The sequence below is a fragment of the uncultured Chitinophaga sp. genome (assembly GCF_937874145.1).
Lineage (GTDB): Bacteria > Bacteroidota > Bacteroidia > Chitinophagales > Chitinophagaceae > Chitinophaga.
The window spans coordinates 1-19,909 of sequence record NZ_CALNBI010000236.1 but is presented as its reverse complement, the minus strand read 5'-3'; the positions used below and the strand labels follow the sequence as shown (position 1 = coordinate 19,909).

The 19,909-nt window shown below is 57.2% G+C and carries 15 protein-coding genes; 3 read left to right on the top strand and 12 right to left on the bottom strand.

From position 1 onward, the window contains the following. Positions 1 to 2 precede the first annotated feature (2 nt). Entirely contained in the window at positions 3 to 3,266 is a 3,264-nt protein-coding gene (locus Q0510_RS11570; protein ID WP_298711485.1) for a caspase family protein, read from the bottom strand. Positions 3,267 to 3,423: 157 nt separating this feature from the next. On the opposite strand from Q0510_RS11570, the gene Q0510_RS11565 reads away from it, so the two are divergent. Continuing rightward, entirely contained in the window at positions 3,424 to 3,801 is a 378-nt protein-coding gene (locus Q0510_RS11565) for a DUF202 domain-containing protein (RefSeq protein ID WP_298711482.1), read from the top strand. A gap of 3 nt (positions 3,802 to 3,804) precedes the next feature. Here Q0510_RS11565 and Q0510_RS11560 read toward each other — a convergent pair whose 3' ends face one another. The 8 genes from Q0510_RS11560 to Q0510_RS11525 all read right to left on the bottom strand — a co-directional run bounded on the left by Q0510_RS11560 (position 3,805) and on the right by Q0510_RS11525 (position 13,133). Further along, positions 3,805 to 4,524 (bottom strand): GAF domain-containing protein, encoded by a 720-nt coding sequence (locus Q0510_RS11560; protein ID WP_298711479.1) that lies wholly within the window; start codon positions 4,522 to 4,524, stop codon positions 3,805 to 3,807. 228 nt (positions 4,525 to 4,752) lie between these two features. Then, positions 4,753 to 5,610 (bottom strand): fumarylacetoacetate hydrolase family protein, encoded by an 858-nt coding sequence (locus tag Q0510_RS11555; RefSeq protein WP_298711477.1) that lies wholly within the window; start codon positions 5,608 to 5,610, stop codon positions 4,753 to 4,755. A 6-nt stretch (positions 5,611 to 5,616) separates the two neighbouring features. Further along, positions 5,617 to 6,825: a DUF6786 family protein gene (locus Q0510_RS11550; protein ID WP_298711474.1), complete on the bottom strand. Its 1,209-nt coding sequence runs from the start codon at positions 6,823 to 6,825 to the stop codon at positions 5,617 to 5,619. Between the two features lie 31 nt (positions 6,826 to 6,856). Next, positions 6,857 to 8,464: a UxaA family hydrolase gene (locus tag Q0510_RS11545; protein WP_298711473.1), complete on the bottom strand. Its 1,608-nt coding sequence runs from the start codon at positions 8,462 to 8,464 to the stop codon at positions 6,857 to 6,859. Positions 8,465 to 8,470: 6 nt separating this feature from the next. Continuing rightward, positions 8,471 to 9,265 carry an SDR family oxidoreductase gene (locus tag Q0510_RS11540; protein ID WP_298711470.1) on the bottom strand — a complete coding sequence of 265 codons (795 nt, stop codon included), beginning with the start codon at positions 9,263 to 9,265 and terminating at the stop codon, positions 8,471 to 8,473. Positions 9,266 to 9,304: 39 nt separating this feature from the next. After that, positions 9,305 to 10,855 (bottom strand): aldehyde dehydrogenase (NADP(+)), encoded by a 1,551-nt coding sequence (locus Q0510_RS11535; RefSeq protein WP_298711467.1) that lies wholly within the window; start codon positions 10,853 to 10,855, stop codon positions 9,305 to 9,307. Positions 10,856 to 10,882: 27 nt separating this feature from the next. Next, positions 10,883 to 12,019, bottom strand: a complete 1,137-nt coding sequence (locus tag Q0510_RS11530; protein WP_298711464.1) for a glycoside hydrolase family 172 protein — start codon at positions 12,017 to 12,019, stop codon at positions 10,883 to 10,885. A gap of 94 nt (positions 12,020 to 12,113) precedes the next feature. Then, a complete protein-coding gene (locus Q0510_RS11525; RefSeq protein ID WP_298711461.1) occupies positions 12,114 to 13,133 on the bottom strand; it encodes a substrate-binding domain-containing protein in 1,020 nt (339 codons plus the stop codon). Between the two features lie 88 nt (positions 13,134 to 13,221). On the opposite strand from Q0510_RS11525, the gene Q0510_RS11520 reads away from it, so the two are divergent. Then, complete coding sequence (locus Q0510_RS11520) at positions 13,222 to 13,494, top strand: hypothetical protein (RefSeq protein WP_298711458.1); 273 nt, start codon at positions 13,222 to 13,224, stop codon at positions 13,492 to 13,494. Between the two features lie 44 nt (positions 13,495 to 13,538). Here Q0510_RS11520 and Q0510_RS11515 read toward each other — a convergent pair whose 3' ends face one another. Beyond that, on the bottom strand, positions 13,539 to 14,582 hold the full coding sequence (locus Q0510_RS11515) for a hypothetical protein (RefSeq protein WP_298711455.1): 1,044 nt from the start codon (positions 14,580 to 14,582) through the stop codon (positions 13,539 to 13,541). Positions 14,583 to 14,640: 58 nt separating this feature from the next. Next, complete coding sequence (locus Q0510_RS11510; RefSeq protein WP_298711452.1) at positions 14,641 to 15,510, bottom strand: AraC family transcriptional regulator; 870 nt, start codon at positions 15,508 to 15,510, stop codon at positions 14,641 to 14,643. A gap of 293 nt (positions 15,511 to 15,803) precedes the next feature. Here Q0510_RS11510 and Q0510_RS11505 point away from each other — a divergent pair, with 293 nt between their 5' ends. Further along, the gene (locus tag Q0510_RS11505; protein WP_298711449.1) at positions 15,804 to 17,303 is read left to right on the top strand and encodes an alpha-L-fucosidase; all 1,500 of its coding nucleotides are present in this window, start codon (positions 15,804 to 15,806) and stop codon (positions 17,301 to 17,303) included. A gap of 185 nt (positions 17,304 to 17,488) precedes the next feature. On the opposite strand, the gene Q0510_RS11500 is transcribed toward Q0510_RS11505, so the two are convergent. Continuing rightward, on the bottom strand, positions 17,489 to 19,909 hold a 2,421-nt coding region (locus tag Q0510_RS11500; RefSeq protein ID WP_298711446.1), incomplete at its 5' end, for a glycoside hydrolase family 38 C-terminal domain-containing protein.

The following is a 19,909-nucleotide window of genomic DNA, read 5'->3' as shown; positions in this document are numbered from 1 at the left end:
TGCTAATCCATCATTTCTTTCAGCAACTTGATGCTGCTGTCGTAATCGAAGTAATTCAGGTGGTGCGCGCCGGTTTCTATCGATTTTGCCACATATTTTTCCGGCACATCCAAGATGCTTTTCACGCTCACGGCGATATCGTTCGGCGTTTTCCAGTATAAAACGCTCCCCACGGCGAGCTCGATTTTCTCGAACAGTCCCATGTCCGCCGCTTCCAGTTTGTATTTGGACGAATCCCCGGCCAGGATGTAATACCGCGTGGCGATATCGCGCGCCTGCCCGTTGAGCCCTTTCAGGAAATCGGAACCGGCATTCATCTGGCCGAGTGTTTTGGTGAGAAATCCCGCCGCCGCCAGGCCTTTATTGACGATCTCCAGGAAAGGCCCCCAGGCGCCAAGGAACTGCCTGCCGTAATTGCAGGCCAGCGTGAGCACCCGCACCGACCATTTCCGCACATCCTCCACATTCCCGAACGCCGATCCGGCATTGGGCGTGCCGGCCATTATGAGGCGGTCCGCCAGCACATCGCCGCCCAGCGCTTCGATCATGTACCGGCTGACCAGCCCGCCCATGGAATGCGCGAGAATATCGATCTTCCGGCTGGGGGAAATACCGTTGGCCAGGAGCCGCTCTTTCAATTTCTCCGCGATCTCTTCTATGTTGGTATTGAGATTTTCGTAATCGAACGTCAGGATGCAATCGTACCGGCGGCTGTCCAGCAGCGAGCCGAGGTTGGCCGACAACGATTTCGTGTTGCCGATGATGCCGTGAACGACCAGCAGGATCTTCTCCGACTGACCGATCCTGTCGCTGGTTTTCTCCTTGCTGTATACCGGCGCGCCTTCCGGGAATTCGAGGTGCCGCAGCCGGAAGATTTCCGTGTCGCGGCGGAACACTACTTTCAGCAGGCAAAACCAGAGCGCGCGCACGGGGCTCTTCCCCGCGGCCCTTCGTTCGTCAGGCTCGCCGGGAGCATGATGGATAAACATCCGGTGCTCGCCATTGGCATCGGGTTCGAGGAAGCCCAGCGGCACCACGATCCCGTTTTGCATGGTAACGGCCATTACAGATGCATTGTCTTCCAGCGGCTGGCGGACGTGAATTTCCAGCGGGGGTTTTTCCAGCGAAGCTTCATTTTCCACCCCCGTGAATTCTATCACCGTATTGGAAGGAAGCCCCCGGGAAGGCGGGGCCACGGGCAGGAATGAGAATTCGGCACTTTCGAACATCGACTGCAATTCCTGCGCGGGATTCAGGCTTTTGGCATTGTTGCGTGCAGGCGTTACCGTCACCTTCGCCTTGAACCCCGATTGCGTGCCGATGGAAAGCATGCCGTTATCAAAACTGTTCCCTTTCTCCAGCTTCGCGCCGTTGCGGACGATGCGGATCCTGAGCGCCCGGGCGTCCCAGTCTTTCCGGAAACCTTTCTTCGCACCGCCGATCCCGCGGGATTTTGATGTAGCGGGCGTTGCCATGGACCGCTCCAGTTCCTGCGCTTCTTCCACGAAATAATCCGAAAAGGGGAACAGGGAATACACGAGCTTGAAGATTTCCGTTTCTTCATTCACATCATCTTCCGCGAGCATGAAAGTGAGGAAATCGCCGGGCGGGTTGCAGAGCAGGGCCAGCGGTTTGCCGTTGCGCAGTACGCTGGCATCCGTATCGGGTGTTTGTTTGGAAATGGAAAAGTTGGGGGCGAGATGGTACAGCGCCACATGATATTCGACCTGTGATGTGTTGTTGAGTTTTATCCGGAAAGGGATTTCGGAGCGGGAATCGGTCAGGTCGATGGTGATGTCCTGTCCGGTGCAATCCTGCCAGTTGCCGTTTTCATCCATCAGCTGCACCCCGAAATCGAAATCTGCCCGCGGGATGTTGCTTTGCGGGTTATGCATCGCTTCCAGCGCTTTCCATTTCCCGATCTGCGCCAGCGCCGCCCCGATGTAATTACAGGCCCCCGCATCGGCGCCTTTCATACCATGAACGAGATGCCCCGTTACCCTGTCGAGGATACGCAGCTCACCACCGGACGTATCCAGCCGGTAATCGAAATAACGGTCGGGATGAGTGTGATAGAAAATGGTAGGATCCCTGGGAAGCAGGCCCATCGCAGCATCCGCCGCATCGCCGGAAACGAGGATGCACAGCCGCGGGGGCAGGTTGATGATGGATGCCGCATAACGGATGGAAGTATCCGCGCCTTCGGGCATCCGCATCACACTGTCGGTAAGCCCCACACGCTGGATGTTTGCCACGAAGTCCGGCGATTGCTGTCCGGCCGTTTTGTACAGCAGCACCTGCGCCTGCGCGTAATCGGCCTGCCCGGCGGAGATGCCGTGCAGCGCGCCGGCGTTAACGGTCCATTCGTTTTCCGTAAACCTGGCGATCAGCAAAGGCGCGGCAGGATCGCTTTCGGGGAGAAGGAAATACCGCCCCGGGTCGGCGCCGCCATATACTTTCAGCTGGGGCGTTTGCGCATTTGCATTTTTCTTGATGACCGCATAGAGCGATTCGTACAACTGCGCATAGGTTGTGCCGCCCGAAGCTTCGCGCAGCAGGCGAGTCAGCCATCCGGTGAAAACGCCCCTGGGCATTACGTCTTCGTATGCCAGCTCGTGGCGCCCGCAGGCGGCCATGAGGATGTGCCGGGATTTTGGGATTTCCAGTTTCCCGCCGGCCTGCATGGCGGCGTAGCTGGTGGCGCCGACGGAGAGGTAATCTTCGAGTCGGCGCGGTATGTCGGCGTCGCTGGTGAATTTAGCGAGGCCCGAATGCCGGATGGTTTTGATAGAGCGCGTGGCGGAACCGGAATGGCAGGAATCGAGGATCACCACGGCGTGCGCTTTCTCCGGGATGCAGGAGAGCAGCAGGGCCAGTTCTTTGTCGGCCAGGTCGAAGTGGCCGGGAAGTCGGCTGTCGTAAAGCACGAGCGTTTCGTCCCGTTCCTGGGAATCCTGGTTCAGCGCGGTGAATTCCGGGGCCGAGGGGGCGTGGGAGCCATGGCCGCTGTAATAAAACAACACGGTGTCGCCGGCGCTGATAGCAGGGTTTTCACAAAGGTGTTCCCGGAAATCACTGATCACCATTTCGCGCGTAGCGTCGGCGTTCAGGAGGATGCGGATGTTGGTGGAAGGATCGGCCGGGAAGCTGTCGCGGATATATTCCCGCATGGATTTCACATCGTTCAGGCAGCCGTTGAGACCGGATACGCCTGATGCGGGATGGTACTCAGCAACCCCGACAAGCAGGGCGAAAACGGAAGGCATCGTGGAAAGGTTTGAGGTTATTGGTCCGAATTTACTGATTTGGAATGGATAAGGCAATAAATTTTACCGCCCCGGAAGGCGGCATGTCCGCCGCGCCCCGGCATTGACGGGCGTATTTCGTAACTTTAACGACTTGCAGACCCTTTAAATACGGACTATGGAACCTAAGAAATTCGGCGGGCCGAACGATCATCTCGCCAACGAGCGCACTTTCCTGGCATGGGTACGGACCAGCATCGGCATCATGGCGTTCGGATTCGTGGTCGTTAAATTCTCACTTTTCGTAAAACAGTTTTCCCTCATGCTGGGGAAGGAATACGCGGTGAAGTCGCACGGGCTTTCGGCCGTGGCGGGTATTACGCTTGTGGCGGTGGGCGCGGCCACGGTGATATTTTCCTGGTTCCGCTACCGGAATATCGAAAAGCAGCTGAACGAGGGGACGTACGGTCATTCTTCCGGCCTGCTGATGGCGCTGACCGGTTTTATTTTCCTCGTCAGCGTGCTGCTGATCGTGTACCTGGTGGAGAGCACCTGAGGATCAGGGCAGCCTTCCTTCCAGGCAAAGCCCCAGGTCGGAAGCGATTTCCTGCTGTTCGCGGAGGTTCCATTGCCAATGTGGCTGGCTGGAATGTGTGGACAGCATGCCGATGAACCGGTTGCCCGCCACTACCGGCGTGGAAATTACCGAGCGGTAGCCCGCCTTCTCTGCGATGTGCCGGTGCGGTGCGTAGCTGTGAGACTGGGAAACGTCGGGGATGACGCAGGGCTCGCCCGTCCGCAGCGCCAGGCCGCAGGCCGACTGATCGGCGGCAGTCACCACGTTGAAATGGCTGAGGAAATCCGGTTTGAAGCCACGCTGCGTAACGATGGTCAGCGACCGGTAGGAGGGATTGAACAGCTGGATGTTGCCGAAATCCGCTTTTGCGGTTTCCATGGCCTTGTCGAGGTAAAAACCTAATTGGGGGCAGCTGTCGTTGAGGTGCGCCAGTTTCCCGGCTTCCGCTGCTTCGATGGCGGCGCCGGCGGATTCGGTGAGCACGGAGGCGCGGTTACTGTCGGGGTGCACCCATTTATCGCATTGCCTGCGTAGCTGGATGGCAGGGATAACCGGGCTGCCGGCGCTTCCGGGCAGGCGGATGTCGCTGAGCAGATAACAATGTTGGATTGTGTTCCAGGTTACGCGCGCGGTGAGTGTCAGTTCAGTAGGGAATCCTTCGAGTGGATAGCGGAATTGAATGTCGAGATGGTTAAGTAGCATGAAGAGGGTTTCCAATTTCTCCCAAAGTAGAGCGTTTATCGCACAATTCCAAGCAGGCTGCTGACATAGGGTTGTCACATCCCGGCAGTAATTTTTCAACAGGCACAACCGGTTGTCCCACATCACCCCGCCGGAGTACGTGTACTGACCGGCAGGTGATTTGGTTTTTTTGTTTGATGCAAAGCCGCGGGACCGCGGCTTTGCTGTATGTTGATTAGTTGTGTCGGATCAGCGAAGCGTTTGCACTTCGTTGATCAATGTACCGATGTGGTCGATGCTGATTTCTACACGGTCGTTGTCCTGCAGCGTAAAGTTATTGTCGGGCACGAGGCAGGTGCCGGTCATCAGGAAACACCCGTCGGGGAAGGCGCAGCCGCGGAAGAGGAAGCCGACGAGTTCCGTATGCCCGCGTTTCATCTGGCTGATGGGCACGCTGTCGTTATACCGGATCGTTCCTTCGCGGAAGATGGACATGCTGATGAGGGTGTCCTGCGGAATGGGTGCTTCCGGCACGAGCAGGCAGGGGCCGAGGCCGGCGCATTTTTCATAGACTTTCGCCTGCGGAAGATACAGCGGGTTCTCGCCTTCGATGCTGCGGGAACTCATGTCGTTCCCGATCGTATACCCTTCGATAGTGCCATGGGAGGAAATAAAAAGCGTCAGTTCCGGTTCGGGCACGTCCCATTTCGAATCGCTGCGGATATATACGACCTGCCTGTGGCCGGAAACGCGGTTGGGCGTGGCTTTGAAGAACAGTTCTGGCCTTTCCGCCACATACACTTTATCGTAAAAGGTGGCGCCCCCTGAATCCTCGGATTCTTCCATCCTTGCCGTGCGGCTCCTGTAATAGGTAACGCCCGCCGCCCACACTTCCTGGGTGGAGATGGGCGCTTCGAGCCCCGTGGCGATGGCTTCTTCCGCATCATGCTTCGCCAGCGGCTGCATGGCAGGGAGCCCGGCGATAATGGCGGCGTACAATCCTTTTCGGTTCACGAATTCATTCCAGGACGTTGCACCGGCGAAATAATTGCCGTCGTGCTGTACGATGATGCCTTTGGCAGTTTTATAAATTCTTAAGCAGTTCATGTCTGGTTATTTTTGTTGAAGGAAATGCCGGACAGAATCCAGCGGAAGTTGCCACAGTTGGGATGCCAGGGCTTGCAGTGCGGAGGGCCCGCCTTCGAAGTGCATCGTCACCTGCCGGTACCGCAGCGACTCCCCGGGCTTCAACGCACGCGCATCCGACGACGATTCCACTTCATAGAAAGGCCCCATCTGCGTACCATCTTCCAGCGGCCCGTCGTTATAACAATTCACCGCATCGCCTTTGTAAGGTTCGGCCTGGTCTTCCCACTTCGAATTGACATACTTCCCTTCCGGCGCCACAGTGTAAAGCAATACGGTGATGGAATTATTGGCGAGGTCGATGCTGCCCGCTCCTGGTTTCGCAATTCCGGGCGCGATGCCCAGCTTGCCGCGCGCTTTCCCGTCGGCGCGGAAGAGCAGCACGCTGTCGTTCACCTGCAGGTTGCGGGCGGGGATCTTCCCGAAATAATCATCGGTGATCTGGCTGCGCGCATCGGCGCCGGGTTGGAATGGTGCTATCACGGCCGTCTGGTCCGATGGCTTGAACATACCAAGGAGCCAGATGCTCGGCAGCCCGGACTGGTCCTGCCAGGCGCTGTCGCCGGCGTTGGTGATCACGTTTTCCGTTTCATAAGCCACGCTGCGCAGCCCTTCAGGCAGTGCGAACCCGAGTCTTTCCCCGGTGCCCGTCCGGTCGAGGAGGCGGATGGTGCGTTCCACGCCGAGGTGAAAAGTATAACCCGCGTGGTTTTGAATGCTCCCGGCATAGGCGTACGACACTTCGCCGGGCGCTTCCGTCCGCACTTCGTAATGCGCCGTGTCGATGAGGCCCGGCGTTTGCCAGTTATCGAATGTGTAAGGTTTACCGGGAGGGAAGAACAGCGCGTACTGGCCGCCTTCGGGCCCCAGCCAGAAGCGCTCTTCTCCGCCGAAGGCGTTGATATGCGGCGCCAGCTTGCCGGAAGCCACCAGGTCGTAATTGATCCAGCCGAAGCTGTTGCCGCTGTCGCCGCTGGCGGAACTGGTCATCACCCGCGCCTGGTAATCGCCGGTAACGAGCACCCGGCTGCTGTCGCCCGGAAGTTGCAGTACCACCACATTTTTAAGATGCTGCCGGAGGAAAGCGGCGTCTTCACCGAAGTTGGATGGCTTTCCGGGTTGATGGCCGGGGGAAGGCTGGCAGCCTGCGATCCCGGCGGTAAGTAAGCATGCCATGAAGAATGGTTTCATAAGGTTAGATTATCGGTTAAAGGGAAACGCCGCGTTTCCAGGGAATAAAGTCGTCCTGTTCCAGAACCTGTGCTTTGGCGGTGTAATTGCCGCTGGCGGAAGAGATGAGCAGCTCCATGATCCGGTCGGCCGACTGGTCGAGGGTTTCGTCGCCATTGATGACCGGGCCGGTGTCGAGATCGATGATATCAGGCATTTTCGCCGCCAGGCGCGAGTTGGTGGACAGCTTCAATACCGGCGTTACCGGGTTGCCGGTAGGTGTACCCAAACCGGTAGTGAAAAGCACCACGTTCGCATGCGCACCCACTTCCGCGGTTGTGGATTCCACATCGCTGCCGGGCGTGCAAAGCAAGGCCAGACCGGGCCGCTGCACCCACCCGGGATAATCGATCACGTCGGTGACAGGGGAGGTGCCTCCCTTCCGCGCGGCGCCGGCGGATTTAATGGCGTCGGTGATAAGGCCGTCGCGGATATTGCCGGCGGATGGATTGGAGTCGAATCCCGATCCCACGGCTTCCGCGCGGCTGGCATATGTTTTCATCAGGCCGGTATATTTCTCCGCCAGTTCCGTGCTGGTACAACGGTCGCTCAGTTCCTGCTCCACACCGCAGAGCTCCGGGAATTCCGAAAGGATCACCGATCCCCCGAGCGCCACGATCCTGTCTGCCACCTTGCCCACGGCGGGATTGGCGGAAATACCGGAAAACCCGTCGCTGCCGCCGCATTCCATGCCCACGATCAGTTTACTAAGCGGTGCGGGCCTGCGCTCCTGCGCATTGGCCTTTGCGAGGCCTTCGAATGTTTGGCGCATGGCCTGTTCCATCAGTGCTTTTTCCGTTCCTTCCTGTTGCTGTTCGAGGATCACGAGCGGACGGTCATATCCAGGCGATCTTTTTTCGATTTCCTCGCGCAGCATGCTGATCTGCGCGTTCTGGCAGCCCAGGCTGAGCACGGTGGCACCCGCAACGTTGGGGTGTGTTACGTAGCCGGCCAGTAATCCGCACAAGGCGCGGGTATCATCTTTCGTTCCGCCGCAACCCATTGTGTGCGACAGTAGCTTGATACCCGTAATGTTCGGAAAGGGCCGTTGGGAATGGATGCCGTTACTAGCGGAAGCGCCTGCGCTGCCGTGAAGCATTTCGTGGAGGAGGTTTTCGTAAGGATTGCCTTTTTGATAACCGAGGCCCTTGGTCAATGTTTCGTGCAGCAGCTGGACGTTCCTGTTTTCGCAGAACACGAGCGGCAGGATGATCCAGTAATTGCCGGTGCCCACGCGGCCGTCGGACCGGTGATAGCCGAGGAAGCTGCGGTTTTTCCAGGCCGATACATCCGGCTGGTCCCAATGTGTCTGCCTTTCCGCACGTACGCCGAAGTTGCCGGATGCGTGGCGGATGTTGGCGGTGGTGATGAGCTCACCGGCCGGGAGATCTTCGTTGGCATGCCCCACGAGCACGCCGTACATGATGATGTCGCCGCCTTTGGGGATGAAAGCAGTGGTCAGTTTATGTTTGGCCTGCACGTCGCGTAGCGCGGTTACGCCGCCTGCCGCCGTGCCTTTGGCAACGTCCTGCAAAGCTACGATGACGTTGTCGCCCGGATGGATCTGAAGTGTTTGCTGGCGCATGATGGATTAAGGTTGAGGAGATTGTAATGCACGGTCGAGATGAACGTATCCGCCGTCTACATGTATGAGCTGCCCGGTGGTGTGGCTGGATTGGGAAGAAAGGAGGAAAGCCGCCATTCCGGCGATCTCTTCCGGCGTCGTCATCCTGTTTTCCAGCGGGATGCGCGAAACGATGCCTTTGAGCTTGGCTTCCTTGTCTTCGAAAGTATTGATCCAGTTTTCGTACAGCGGCGTCCAGGATTCGGCGACGATGATGGCGTTGACGCGGATGCTCCAGGGCAGCAGCTCCACGGCCCATTCGCGGGTGAGCGCATTCCTGCCGCCGTTGGCCGCCGCGTAGGCGGATGTGTTGCCCTGGCCGGTTTCTGCCGTTTTGGAACTGATGTTGACGATGGAGCCACGGTTTTCCTTCAGCCATGGCAGCGCATGATGCGCCATGAGGTAATAGTGAACGAGGTTGCGGTGCAGTGACTGCATAAATCCTTCATAAGATCCGGACGCAAGCCCCACGCCGTCGTTGATGCCGGCGTTGTTCACCAATCCGTCGATCCGCCCGAATTGCTCCGCCACGGCTTCCACGGCGCGTTTGCAGGCTTCCGGATTTGTCAGCTCGGCGGCCACCTGCCAGCCTTTGCCGCCGGCGGATTCAATCTGGGAAAGATGCTGCAGGTTGTCGGATTCGCTTCTGCCGATGATGACGGGCACTGCGCCTTCCTGCGCGAGCACCGCGGATATGGCGGCGCCAATGCCTTTGGCGCCGCCGGTTACGATGATAATTTTGTCCTGTAAGCCAAGGTCCATAACGTGTGGTATGAGGGTTTGAAAGTTAAATCGGGATCTTTAGCCCAGCGCCTCGCGCGACCATTCTCCGTTGGCCAGGCGCCAGATCCCCAGCGGGTTTTCGTTGCGGAGCGCTTCCGGCAGCAGGCCCTCCGGGAAATCCTGGAAGCATACCGGCCGGGTAAACCGGTAGATGGAACCAGTACCCACAGACGTTCCGGCAGCGGGCGTGGCCGCGGGCCAGGGGCCTCCGTGCACCATGGCATGGTTCACCGCCACGCCTGTCGGGAAACCATTAACGAGAAGGCGGCCGGCTTTCTCCCGGAGCACGTCCACCAGCCCGGCATGCGCCGCCAGGTCGGCAGGCGTGCCGTGGATCGTAGCGGTCAGCTGCCCTTCCAAAGACGCGGCGAAGGCATGCAGCTCGCCGGTGTTGTTGCATTGTACCACCAATCCGGCAGGACCAAACACTTCATGCAGTATCGCAGGGTTTTCGATGACATTGCTGAATACGGTATGCATCACCGCAGGCGCGGCTTTGCCGGTTTCTTCGGTGGCTTGTCCTACCGGTAGGGCGCCCTGTCCGGCCATCCGCTGCAAACCGGCCTGGTAAGCAGAAAGAATGCCCGGCGTGAGCATCACGCCCGCTTTCAGCTGGGCGATCCCATCCTGCAGGGCGGCCATCAATGGACCGGCATCGCCGGCTACAACGAGCACGCCGGGATTGGTGCAAAACTGCCCCACGCCCATGGTGAGCGATTGAAGATATTGCGCCGCAAACGCCGCTGCGCTGGATGCTAACGTTTCCGGGAGTACGAACACCGGGTTCACGCTGCCCATTTCTGCGTATACGGGGATGGGTACAGGCCTTTGCGAAGCGGTCTGATAAAGCGCCTTTCCGCCCCCGAACGATCCCGTAAACGCGATGGCGCGCAACAGCGGATGTTGCGCGATGCGCTGGCCGGTATCCACCGTGGCGCCATGCAGCAGGCTGAAAACGCCTTCGGGCATGCCGGTGCTCGCTGCCGCCTGGCGGATCGCTTCCGCAACGAGGTGGGAGGTATGCGGGTGCGCGGGGTGCGCCTTGCAGACCACGGGGCAACCGGCGGCGAGGGCTGCGGCGGTGTCGCCGCCTGCAACGGAAAATGCCAGCGGGAAGTTGCTCGCGCCGAAAACGGCTACCGGGCCCAGGGGAATCTGCATCTGGCGGATATCGGGCGTACCCTTGTCTATGCGTGCGTTGATCCACGATCCCTCTTCGATCATCCCCGCAAACAGCCGCAGCTGGCTGGTGGTGCGGTCGCGCTCGCCCTGGAGCCTGGCCAGCGGCAGGCCGCTTTCTTCCGATGCGGTGTTGAGGAGCGCTTCGCCGAGGGATTCCAGCCCGGTAGCGATGGCCCGCAGGAATGCGGCGCGCCCCGGCGCAGCGGTCTTCTTGTAAACATGAAACGCTTTTTCCGCAAGCGTTACCGCCTGGTCGATCTCATCCGGCGTACTTTCGCGGAATTCCTGCGGCAGCCATTCCTGCTTTGTGGGCGCCCAGGCACGGAAAGTCTGGGTGCCTTCGCCCCGCCATCCGTTGCCGATCATCTGTAATCCAATTGTATTCATTGTATCAACTTTGTTTGCGATGTTAAATCAGTTCACTTCCAGCTGGTCTTTCGGTTGCAGCTTCGGGAACGGCGCATGCGGCTCGCGCTGGTACCAGAACACGACCGAACTGATGTCCGACTGCTGCGGCAGATAACGGCCGCCGCTGCGCCAGCCCAGGTCCTGGATAGTGATTTTCAAATCCTTGTCGAAACGCACCGGGTCCATGATGTGCCAGCGGTACAATCCGAAACGTTGCTGCGATTTATATAAGCCGTCCGGCCGGATCACCTGGTGCAATCCCGCGTAGGGCGTTGTAAATTCCTGGTATTTGCCTTTGTTGTCGAAGTTGTAAGACCCGCAGAAGTAGTCTTCCGTGCCCGTTCCGCAGATGGTCGGGAACTTGTTGTCGCCGTCCATGAAGAATTTGATCTCGCCTTCGCCCCACCAGCCATTATTATTCACGCCCCAGGCCATGTAAGTGCCTACGTAATGCCCTTTCCCTTTAATCCCATCCACCAGTGTGAATTCAGCATCCTTCACAGGATTATTGCGGCGAAATTGCGCATGGAAGTAAGCGGCGTCGTCCGGCACCTGCGTCAGCGTATAGTCGACCTGGTAGTACAGCGTCATTCTTTCCGTGTTGATGTTTTCCATGGTGATTTTGCACTTCTTGCGGAAGGGCATGGTCCAATAGCAGTTGAAAGCGCTGCCGGGGTTTACCGTTACCGCCAGGGAGCTGAGTTGCGCATATTCTCCCCAACCCATCCCGAAGAAATCTCCTACGGGCACTTCCACGCTGGGCGTGGTTTCATCGTCCCAGTAAAACCGGAGGATGGAATAGCGCCAGTTGCCGGTGGGCGTCATCCAGATATGCTGGATCGCGCCGGAGCCGTTGATTTCGGCGAGGGTGAAAGTCTGGCCGGGTTCGATGTGCACGTAGGGGTTTACCTTCCAGCCCTGGCCAAGCTCGCGCGCGGCGTTGCGGGCATTGCCCTGTTCGGGCGTGGCCATGCCGCCCTTGCCGGCCTCGCCGGTGAAGTTTTCAGGGGAAATAGAGCGGGTTTTGGCGTCGGACAAACGGTGGAGGTTGCCCATGTTCATTTCCAGTCCGTTGAAAGGCTGTTGCGCTGCCGAAGAAAGTGCCAGGCAGGCGCAAAAGGAGAGAAGGAGCAGTGTTTTCATAATGTGTATTGTTTGAAGGTTTTTCGCTTGACTAATAAAGCGCCCCCTTTCATTCGCTGTCCTCATTCACGTGGCATAAAGTGGAATTGTGTACTTACTTTTTCGCGCTCGATTGCCGGATCACCAGTTCCGCATCGAGGCAAATAGCTGCTGTTGGCCTGTCGCCATCGCGGATATGTTCGAGCAGCAGGCGCACGGCCGCTTTGCCCATTTCCGGGATAGGCTGGCGGATGAAGGTCACCGGCGTATGGTACAGGTCGAACGCTTCACTTTCGTCAAAACTCACCACCGCCAGTTGCTCCGGCACGCGGATGCCCAGCTCGCTGATATACCGCAGCCCTTCTATGGCGAGACTGTTGGTCGCGAAGAACAGCGCATCCGCAGGCTGTTTGCCGCGCATGAGCTGGCCGATGGCTTTGCGGATGTCGTCGCGCAGATGGGAATACCGCGCCAGCTTGATCCGTTTTTCTTTTTCAAGGCCATAGTCGCTGAGGGCCTGCGTATACCCGCGGCGGCGTTCCGAGATGTGGTGCAGGCCGGTTTTATAGGCGATCATGCCGATGCGCCTGCGGCCGGCGAGCAACAGGTGTTTCACCGCTTCATACGCCGCGCCTGCGTTGTTGATGCTGATGCTGCTGGCGTCTACCCCGGGAAACGGCCGGTCCATGATCACGAACGGTACATGCCGCTCTTTGAGGTTGCGGATCTGTTGCTCCGAACCTTCGGCGGGGATCACGATCAGCCCGTCGACCTGCCGGTTCAACAAGGCGTTGATCAGGTCGCCGGATTTGTCCACGTTCTCGTCCGAACTGCCGAAGATGACGGTGTAGTTGTGTTGCTTGGCCTCGTCTTCGATGGTGCGGGCGATATGTCCGAAGAAGGGGTTGGAAATATCGGCGACGATCAGCCCGATGGTGTCCGACCGGCCGCTCTTCAGGCTGCGGGCGAGATGATTGGGCTGGTAATTGAGCTTCTGCGCGATCTTGCGGATCTTGCGCGCCATTTCCTGTCCCACCCTGGCCTTCTCTTCCTTATTGGTCAAAACGTAGGAGACGAGCGCCGTGGATACCCCGGCCTCCTGCGCAATGTCCTTGAGCGAGACTTTCTTCTTCATAAAATAAATATATGCTTAAACGATTAAGTAAGCAAGTTTTGGCGGGAAAATCATTTTTTGGCTACATTTGCCGTTCATTTTTAGACACATGAGTTCATTAGGCTGGAAGTTAATCAGGAGTTTCGACAAAGATTTTGAAGTGAACGGGGAAACAGTGCGCGTCCGATTTGTAACGATGAACTGCGTACACAAGCAGCTGTACCAGGTGTATGTTCCCTGGGAAGGCAGGGAGGCGCGTTTTCATATCCAGCAGAATGAAGCCGGCGCATTTAAAATAGTGGGCCGGAACGTATGCCCGCCACCCTACATTCCCCTGGAAGCCGCGTTCGAACAGGCGATCCTGGAATCCCCGGTAGGATAATCCCCGCAAAAATGAAAGGCCGCCCGAAGGCGGCCGCATATCTTCTACAAATCCCCAGGCATATAGTAATTCGTTGCCTGCACAGGCAGTTCTTTTTTGGTCACCATCTCCTGGTACACCTTACCCGTAGCCACCACGGCCCCGCGGTTATTCACAGGGTACGTCATGGTCGAATTGTGCGAATACCCGATCATATGGCCGATCTCGTGCACGGCGATGAAACTCACGTCTTTGGTCAGGTAGTCGTGCAGCACATGGTTGGCCACCCCGAAAGTAGCGCCGCCGCCCAGCCCGGAAACATTCACCACGATGCCACAGTTAAACCGCGGAATGGCCTGGATCTTCTCAAACGCCGCCTGCTTCTGCGCCGCGGTCATTTCCACCTGGTTGTTGTCGGTAATGATTTCGTTGACGAAGGCCGTTTTGGTTTGTTCCGACTGAAAAAGGTAAGCCAGGTTGATGATCAGCCCTGAAAAACGCCGGAAGTCACGGGCATCGGGCGTTTCTTTCCAGTTGTCGGCCGGATTGTCGGCCGCGTCGAAGTCGTGGTACTTCACTTCCCAATTGAGCTTTCCGAGCAGTTTAAGTTTTTTGATCAGCTCCGTTTCTCCCGTAAAATCGAACGAAACGCTGGCGGGCGCTATGCCGGAGGCTTTCAGGGAAGAAAGGTCCACCGTTTGCCCGTTGGTGTCCTGGAAAAGCGCCTGGCCTTCCACGAACGGATAGGTGATCACCTGCCGCGCGTGCGCCCGGATCTTCGAGATATGCAGCAGGCGAACGGGTTGTTCGCGCCCCTCCAGGCGCAGGAGCACCGTGGCATCGGCAATATCCACCGGCGCGAAATTGGCAACCTCGATCGTGGTGGCGTCGACGGCTTTGACGCGTAACACCTGCCCGATCTTAAACCGGCGCGCTTCGGCTGTCATATCCGCCATGGCCTCGCCGTCTTTAAACATGAGCGTCGAATTGGCGTCGCTATCGAACGCGTACGTTTTGGTAAGAATGGCGGGCGTGCCGTTGTCAGACTTGTTCTTCTTGCAGGAAAAAAACAGGATCGCCAGTACCGGCAACAGGAAATGTGCTTTCATACAGGTGTTTCAATAAAAAGTAGTGTATTCGGTTTTCAGCGTGAAAGTAGGAAAAATATCAATCCGGCAGTGAACGGATGTATTCCCGCGGCGTCATGTGCTTGATCTCACGGAAGAAGCGGTTGAAGTTGGACAAACTGTTAAACCCGCATTCATAAGCCAGCCCGGAAATCGCCAGGTCGCCTTCGGCCAGGAGCTTGCAGGCGTGCCCGATCCGCACTTCGTTGACGAACTGCACGAACGTCTTCTGCGTGCGCCCTTTGAAATACCGGCAAAACGCCTGTTTGTTCATATTCACCATGCGGGCCACTTCCTCGAGCTGCATATCCGTTTTGAAATTTTCGAATACATGTTTAAACACCCGGTCGATGCGGTCGTTATCCTTCATCTGGTAAGTATTCACATAGCCTTCGCTGGCCAGGAGCTCGTATTCCCGCGTGCGGGTAAGGATTTCAAGGACGCGCATAAAGGAAATCAGCTGCGAGAAGGGCGATTGCCCGGTCATCTGCATCAATAAATCTTTCAGCGACTTCTTCGCCTGCCCCGAAAATTTCATGCCCCGTGCCGATTTCTTCAGCAGGTTTTGCGCCTGCCGGCCCAAACCGAATTGTGATAACGCGGAAACCAGTTTTTCCGGCTGGATGAAAAGCGCCACGGATTTGGCGTGCTTGTAACTGTTCCGGTCGAAATATTGGTTATCGTTATGCCAGACGTGCGGAATATCCGGCCCGAGCAAAATCAGCTCATCGCTGTTGAAATTTTCTACGTTGTCGCCGATGATGCGGCGGCCTTCGCTTTCAACGACATACACCAGCTGGCATTCCTTATGGAAATGGAATTCCGTGGAAAAATAAGGAAGGTCGATTTCGCGCATGGCAAACACGCCCATCTGCGCTTCTTCCTGGATCTTGGTGAATACTGGCTTCATATTCCTTCACAGTTGCTGCATGCTAATATAGCTGGAAAATGAGACATTGTATCAAAAATCTGAATTTGTATTGCGCCTTTTATGGAAACCGGTTGCATTAGCAAGCTAATATACGCTCATGAATCGTAAATATCAATGTAGGAATCCCGGTGCGAAGGGGATAGTTTTGCCGTGGAGTCATGCTAAATTCACAATTACTCCAATAATCTGAAGGGAAGCGGACGACTAATCCTTCCGTTCCCTATTTTGATGAGCGGAAACATATCAGCTCGATAAGTATCAACCAGCAATTCATGCAAAATTTCACAAAAAAATGGGCAGCCGCACTGATGGGGATGCTCGCCGCACTGGGCGCCACGGCCCAGCAGGTGCCGGGAAATAAACCCAGCGTCGCCCAGCAGGCGATGATCAAACGCGGGTACGGTATGTTCATCCACTTCGGCATCAATACATTCGCCGACCTGGAATGGTCAGACGGGACCATCCCCGTGGAAAAATACAACCCCACGCAGCTGGACCCCGATCAGTGGGTGAAAACCGCCCGCGACGCGGGGTTCCGGTATGTTTTACTGATCACCAAGCATCACGACGGCTTTTGCCTGTGGGACAGCAAGTACACAACATACGACGTGGCCTCTTCGCCCGTGAAAACGGATGTGGTGAAAGCCGTGGCCCAGGCCTGTAAGAAATACGGCCTGCAGTTCGCGGTATATTATTCTCTGTGGGACCGGCATGCGCCATCCTACAAAGACAAAAATCCGCAGGTCTACATCGATTACATGAAAAACCAGCTCACCGAGCTCTTCACCAGCTACGGGCCCATCTGCGAACTGTGGCTCGACGGTGGGTGGGACCGCAAACCGCAGGACTGGGGCATCGACCAGTTGTACGCATTGGTGAAAAAGTTCAATCCCGCCTGCGCCGTGAGCGTCAACCACACGATCGTGAACGAAGAAGGGAAACGGAATTACACGCCGCCCGCGCTGATGACGGAGGATAACAAATACTTCTTCCAATATTTCCCATCTGATTTCAGGCTGTGGGATCCGCAGATCATCACGCGATTCGACAAAAAGCAATACCTGCATAAAGGTGAGTCTTATTACCTGCCGTTCGAAGCCACGATCTGCCTGAGCAGCCGCTGGAACTGGTTCCAGAAATCGGCGCAGCTGCCGGTGCGTGAGCTTGATGAGCTGGAAGAGCTTTTCTACTGGAGCACGCATAACGATAATTGCCTGGTGATGAATATCCCGCCCGACCAAACGGGCCGCATCCGCGAATATGAAGCCCTGGCGGCCATCAACCTCGGCAAACGCCTGGGCCTTGCGCCGGGCAGGCCGCTGCCGAAGAACGGGAAGTTCATTTCGGAGCGCCGCCCCGCAACCGCCACCAGCGTGTACCCAGACAGCAAATCGCAATACGGCGCCGGCAGCGTCACCGACGGGAACCTGGAAAGCCGCTGGGCCTCCGCCGACACGCTGGCCAGCCTGGAGATATCGCTCGATCCTTCAGCATCCTTCAACAAAATCAGCATTTTCGAATATAAAGACGTGAGAAGCCTGAAAGACGGCTTCTCGCAGATCCGGTTGCCCCGCATACAGGAATACGCGGTGGACATCCGGCAGAACGGGCAATGGGAAACGATTTATCTCGGCAACGAACCGATGGGTGATTGTAAAGTGATCCGCCTGCCGAGGCGTTACAAGACAGACGCCATGCGGTTCCGGGTGATAAAAGCGACGAACCTGCCATCGATCTATGAAATTTCCGTCATCGATATGGATAGAAACTAACAGGCTATGATAGCAAATTAGAGAATGAGAATTCCCATGCAGGCGTCCCGATTTTTCGGGATGCAATTTTACACATAGCATCTTGCATTTTGCAAGCGCAGAACGTTAGATGCTACTCTTCAGAAATGATAGCAAATGAAAAGGCTCCGCCAACCCGGCGGAGCCTTTTCTGTTTACCGTCGCAATCAGGGCAGGATGATATATTCATGCACGCCCATCCCGGGAAGGCTTATTTCCGCACCCGCGGATAACGGCTGCGCGCCGGATAATTTCTGAATCCCGGAAGGTTGCAGCGATCCCCATTGGAAGTGCGTTTGCTGCGTGTTTTTTTCCGGGTTGAAGAGCCGTACCATCAGGCTGCCGCCGGGTTGTGGGGTGATGGAAGTAGCGATGATGGCGGGGTTGCTCAGGCTGAAGAGGCTCCCCGGCAGTTTGACGCCTGCTTTCAGCGGGAAGCTCAGGAACGGTTGCGTGAACACCGACGCGGCTTTTTCCATTTCCGCGCCGCTGGCAACGCCGTGCGGGCGGAGGGCGTAGCGATAATGGCTCGTCCCTTCCTGGTCGGCTTTGTAATTCGTGTGCCAGTAATTGTTCATGACATAAGCGAACCAGGTGGAAGTAGGTTTTCCTTCTTTCCGCCATTCCTTGTGGCTTTGCGCAATGGTCAAACGTTCGTCGATCATGGCGCCGGGCTCGAGCATGGGCGTTTGCAGCAACATCCACTGCACGCCGCGCGTAGCGTCGGAAACATCGAGCCAGCGGCGGCCGTAGAGGACGTCCATATTGGAGCCGGGCAGCTGGTCTTTCAGGTAGCGCATAGTGCCATAGCCCGCGTCCAGCGTGGTTTCGCCGGCGGGGATGCCGAAGGGGAAACCGAAGTGGACGGCTTCTTTGGTGCGGATGGGTTTTTTATCGATCGTGTTTTCGATAACGGCTTCTTTGGCGCCGGCATAGAGTATGATTTTCTTTTCGAGGGTCTGTGCGCCGGGGGCTTCACCTTTCAGGGAAATCACCGTCACCACCGGCCCTTCTTCCAGTACGCTGACCTGCAACCGCGGCGCAGTCTGCGCTTCGGCAGGGTCCTGCCCCGGCACATACCAGTAGCTGTTTAAACCCTGGTCGCGGAAGCTGCCGGCGAAATTGTGGCCGTCGGGACCGGAAAGCTGCGTAATGCTCCCGTTTTCCGCATCCCAGGTCAGGGAAATATGTCCGTTGGATAAGGACTGCGCGCCGCGCCGGAAAGATGTTGCGGCCGGTGCGGGTGTATTGGAAACGGTGTACACGGCCGATCCGAAAGGCGGAACGTTTTCCGCGATGAACACATATTTGCCGTCGCGGAGTTGCTGGAGGGGAAGGATCTTCCCTTTCGCATCTTTCACAGAAGCCCCTGCCACCTGGATCTCTACCGGACCGGTCGCGGGCCAGGAATGGGTGTTGACCACCGCGATCCTTTGCGACGCTTTGTCGCTGAAGCCTTCCATCAGCCGGGCATTCAAAACATTCGTCTGCTGATCGCCGTCCAGCATGAATTGTTTTTTGATCTTCCATTGCTCCGTCACGAAATCCACATCCGGCTGCGTGATGCTGTTATGTGCGCCCCAGGTGTGCTCGTGGAACATGAGAATGTTGGTCCAGGCTTCGTAAAACGATTGCGGATCGTAGCGCTTCGGCGCCAGTATGGCGTAAGCATTGGCAACCTGCTGCAGGCGCAGGCTGTTGACGCGGTTTTGGCCTTCTTCCTGTGCGGTGGAGCCCGCGCCGTCTTCCCAGTAAGGCGTGATATCCCCCGAAACGGTCGGCAGATCCTTCCCGTATTGCTGCTCGAAGGCGGCAAACAGGCGGTCGGGCGTGTTGAGGATAATTTTCGGCGAAGCGTATTTCTCATTCCATTCCTTCACGAAACGGCTGATGGCAGTATCGACCGGACCGTTATCCGCCACCACGTTGTAGCGCCATTGCACCATTTTGTAGGGGTATTTATTGGCGCTAAGCTCTTCGAGGTAAGCGGCGATCTTCTTCGCGCCCCTGTCGAAAATGGCGCCGGGAGCGGTGCCGTGCCACGAGGAATAGCCTTTCCCGCCCGTCCAGAACAGGATTTTCTCTTCGCCCGAAGGGCTTTGCCAGTACACGGGTTTATCGCCCCAGGTGCGGACGAAATGGCCCACGCGGTCGCCGAGGTAAGGATGGTTCTCGCCCAGGAAGTTCGGGCCGCTGGAGAAATATTTCACGCCGCCTTTCGCCATCGCCGTCACGGTCGCCCAGGTATAACCGGGAACGTCGGAGATCATGGCGCTGGGGATTGCAAAGCCATATTCCTTCCGCAGTTGCGCGGCGTAATCGGTGTAATGGAACATTTCTTCCGGGAGGCTGAGGCCGGTCATGATATTGGCGTAGAGCGCCGAAAGACAGATGCTGCCGTCTTTCACCGCCTGCACGAACGCCGCTTTCTGTTGCGGGTTGGCTTGTTTGAGCCAGTGCTCCACCGCCCACAGCGATTCAATATTCCATTTGAACTGCGCCGCTTCCGGGTAATTTTTTGTGGCGGCGATCATGTCCAGCGCATCGTCGATGTTTTTCAGGTGGATTTTCAGCACTTCCGGCTGGAG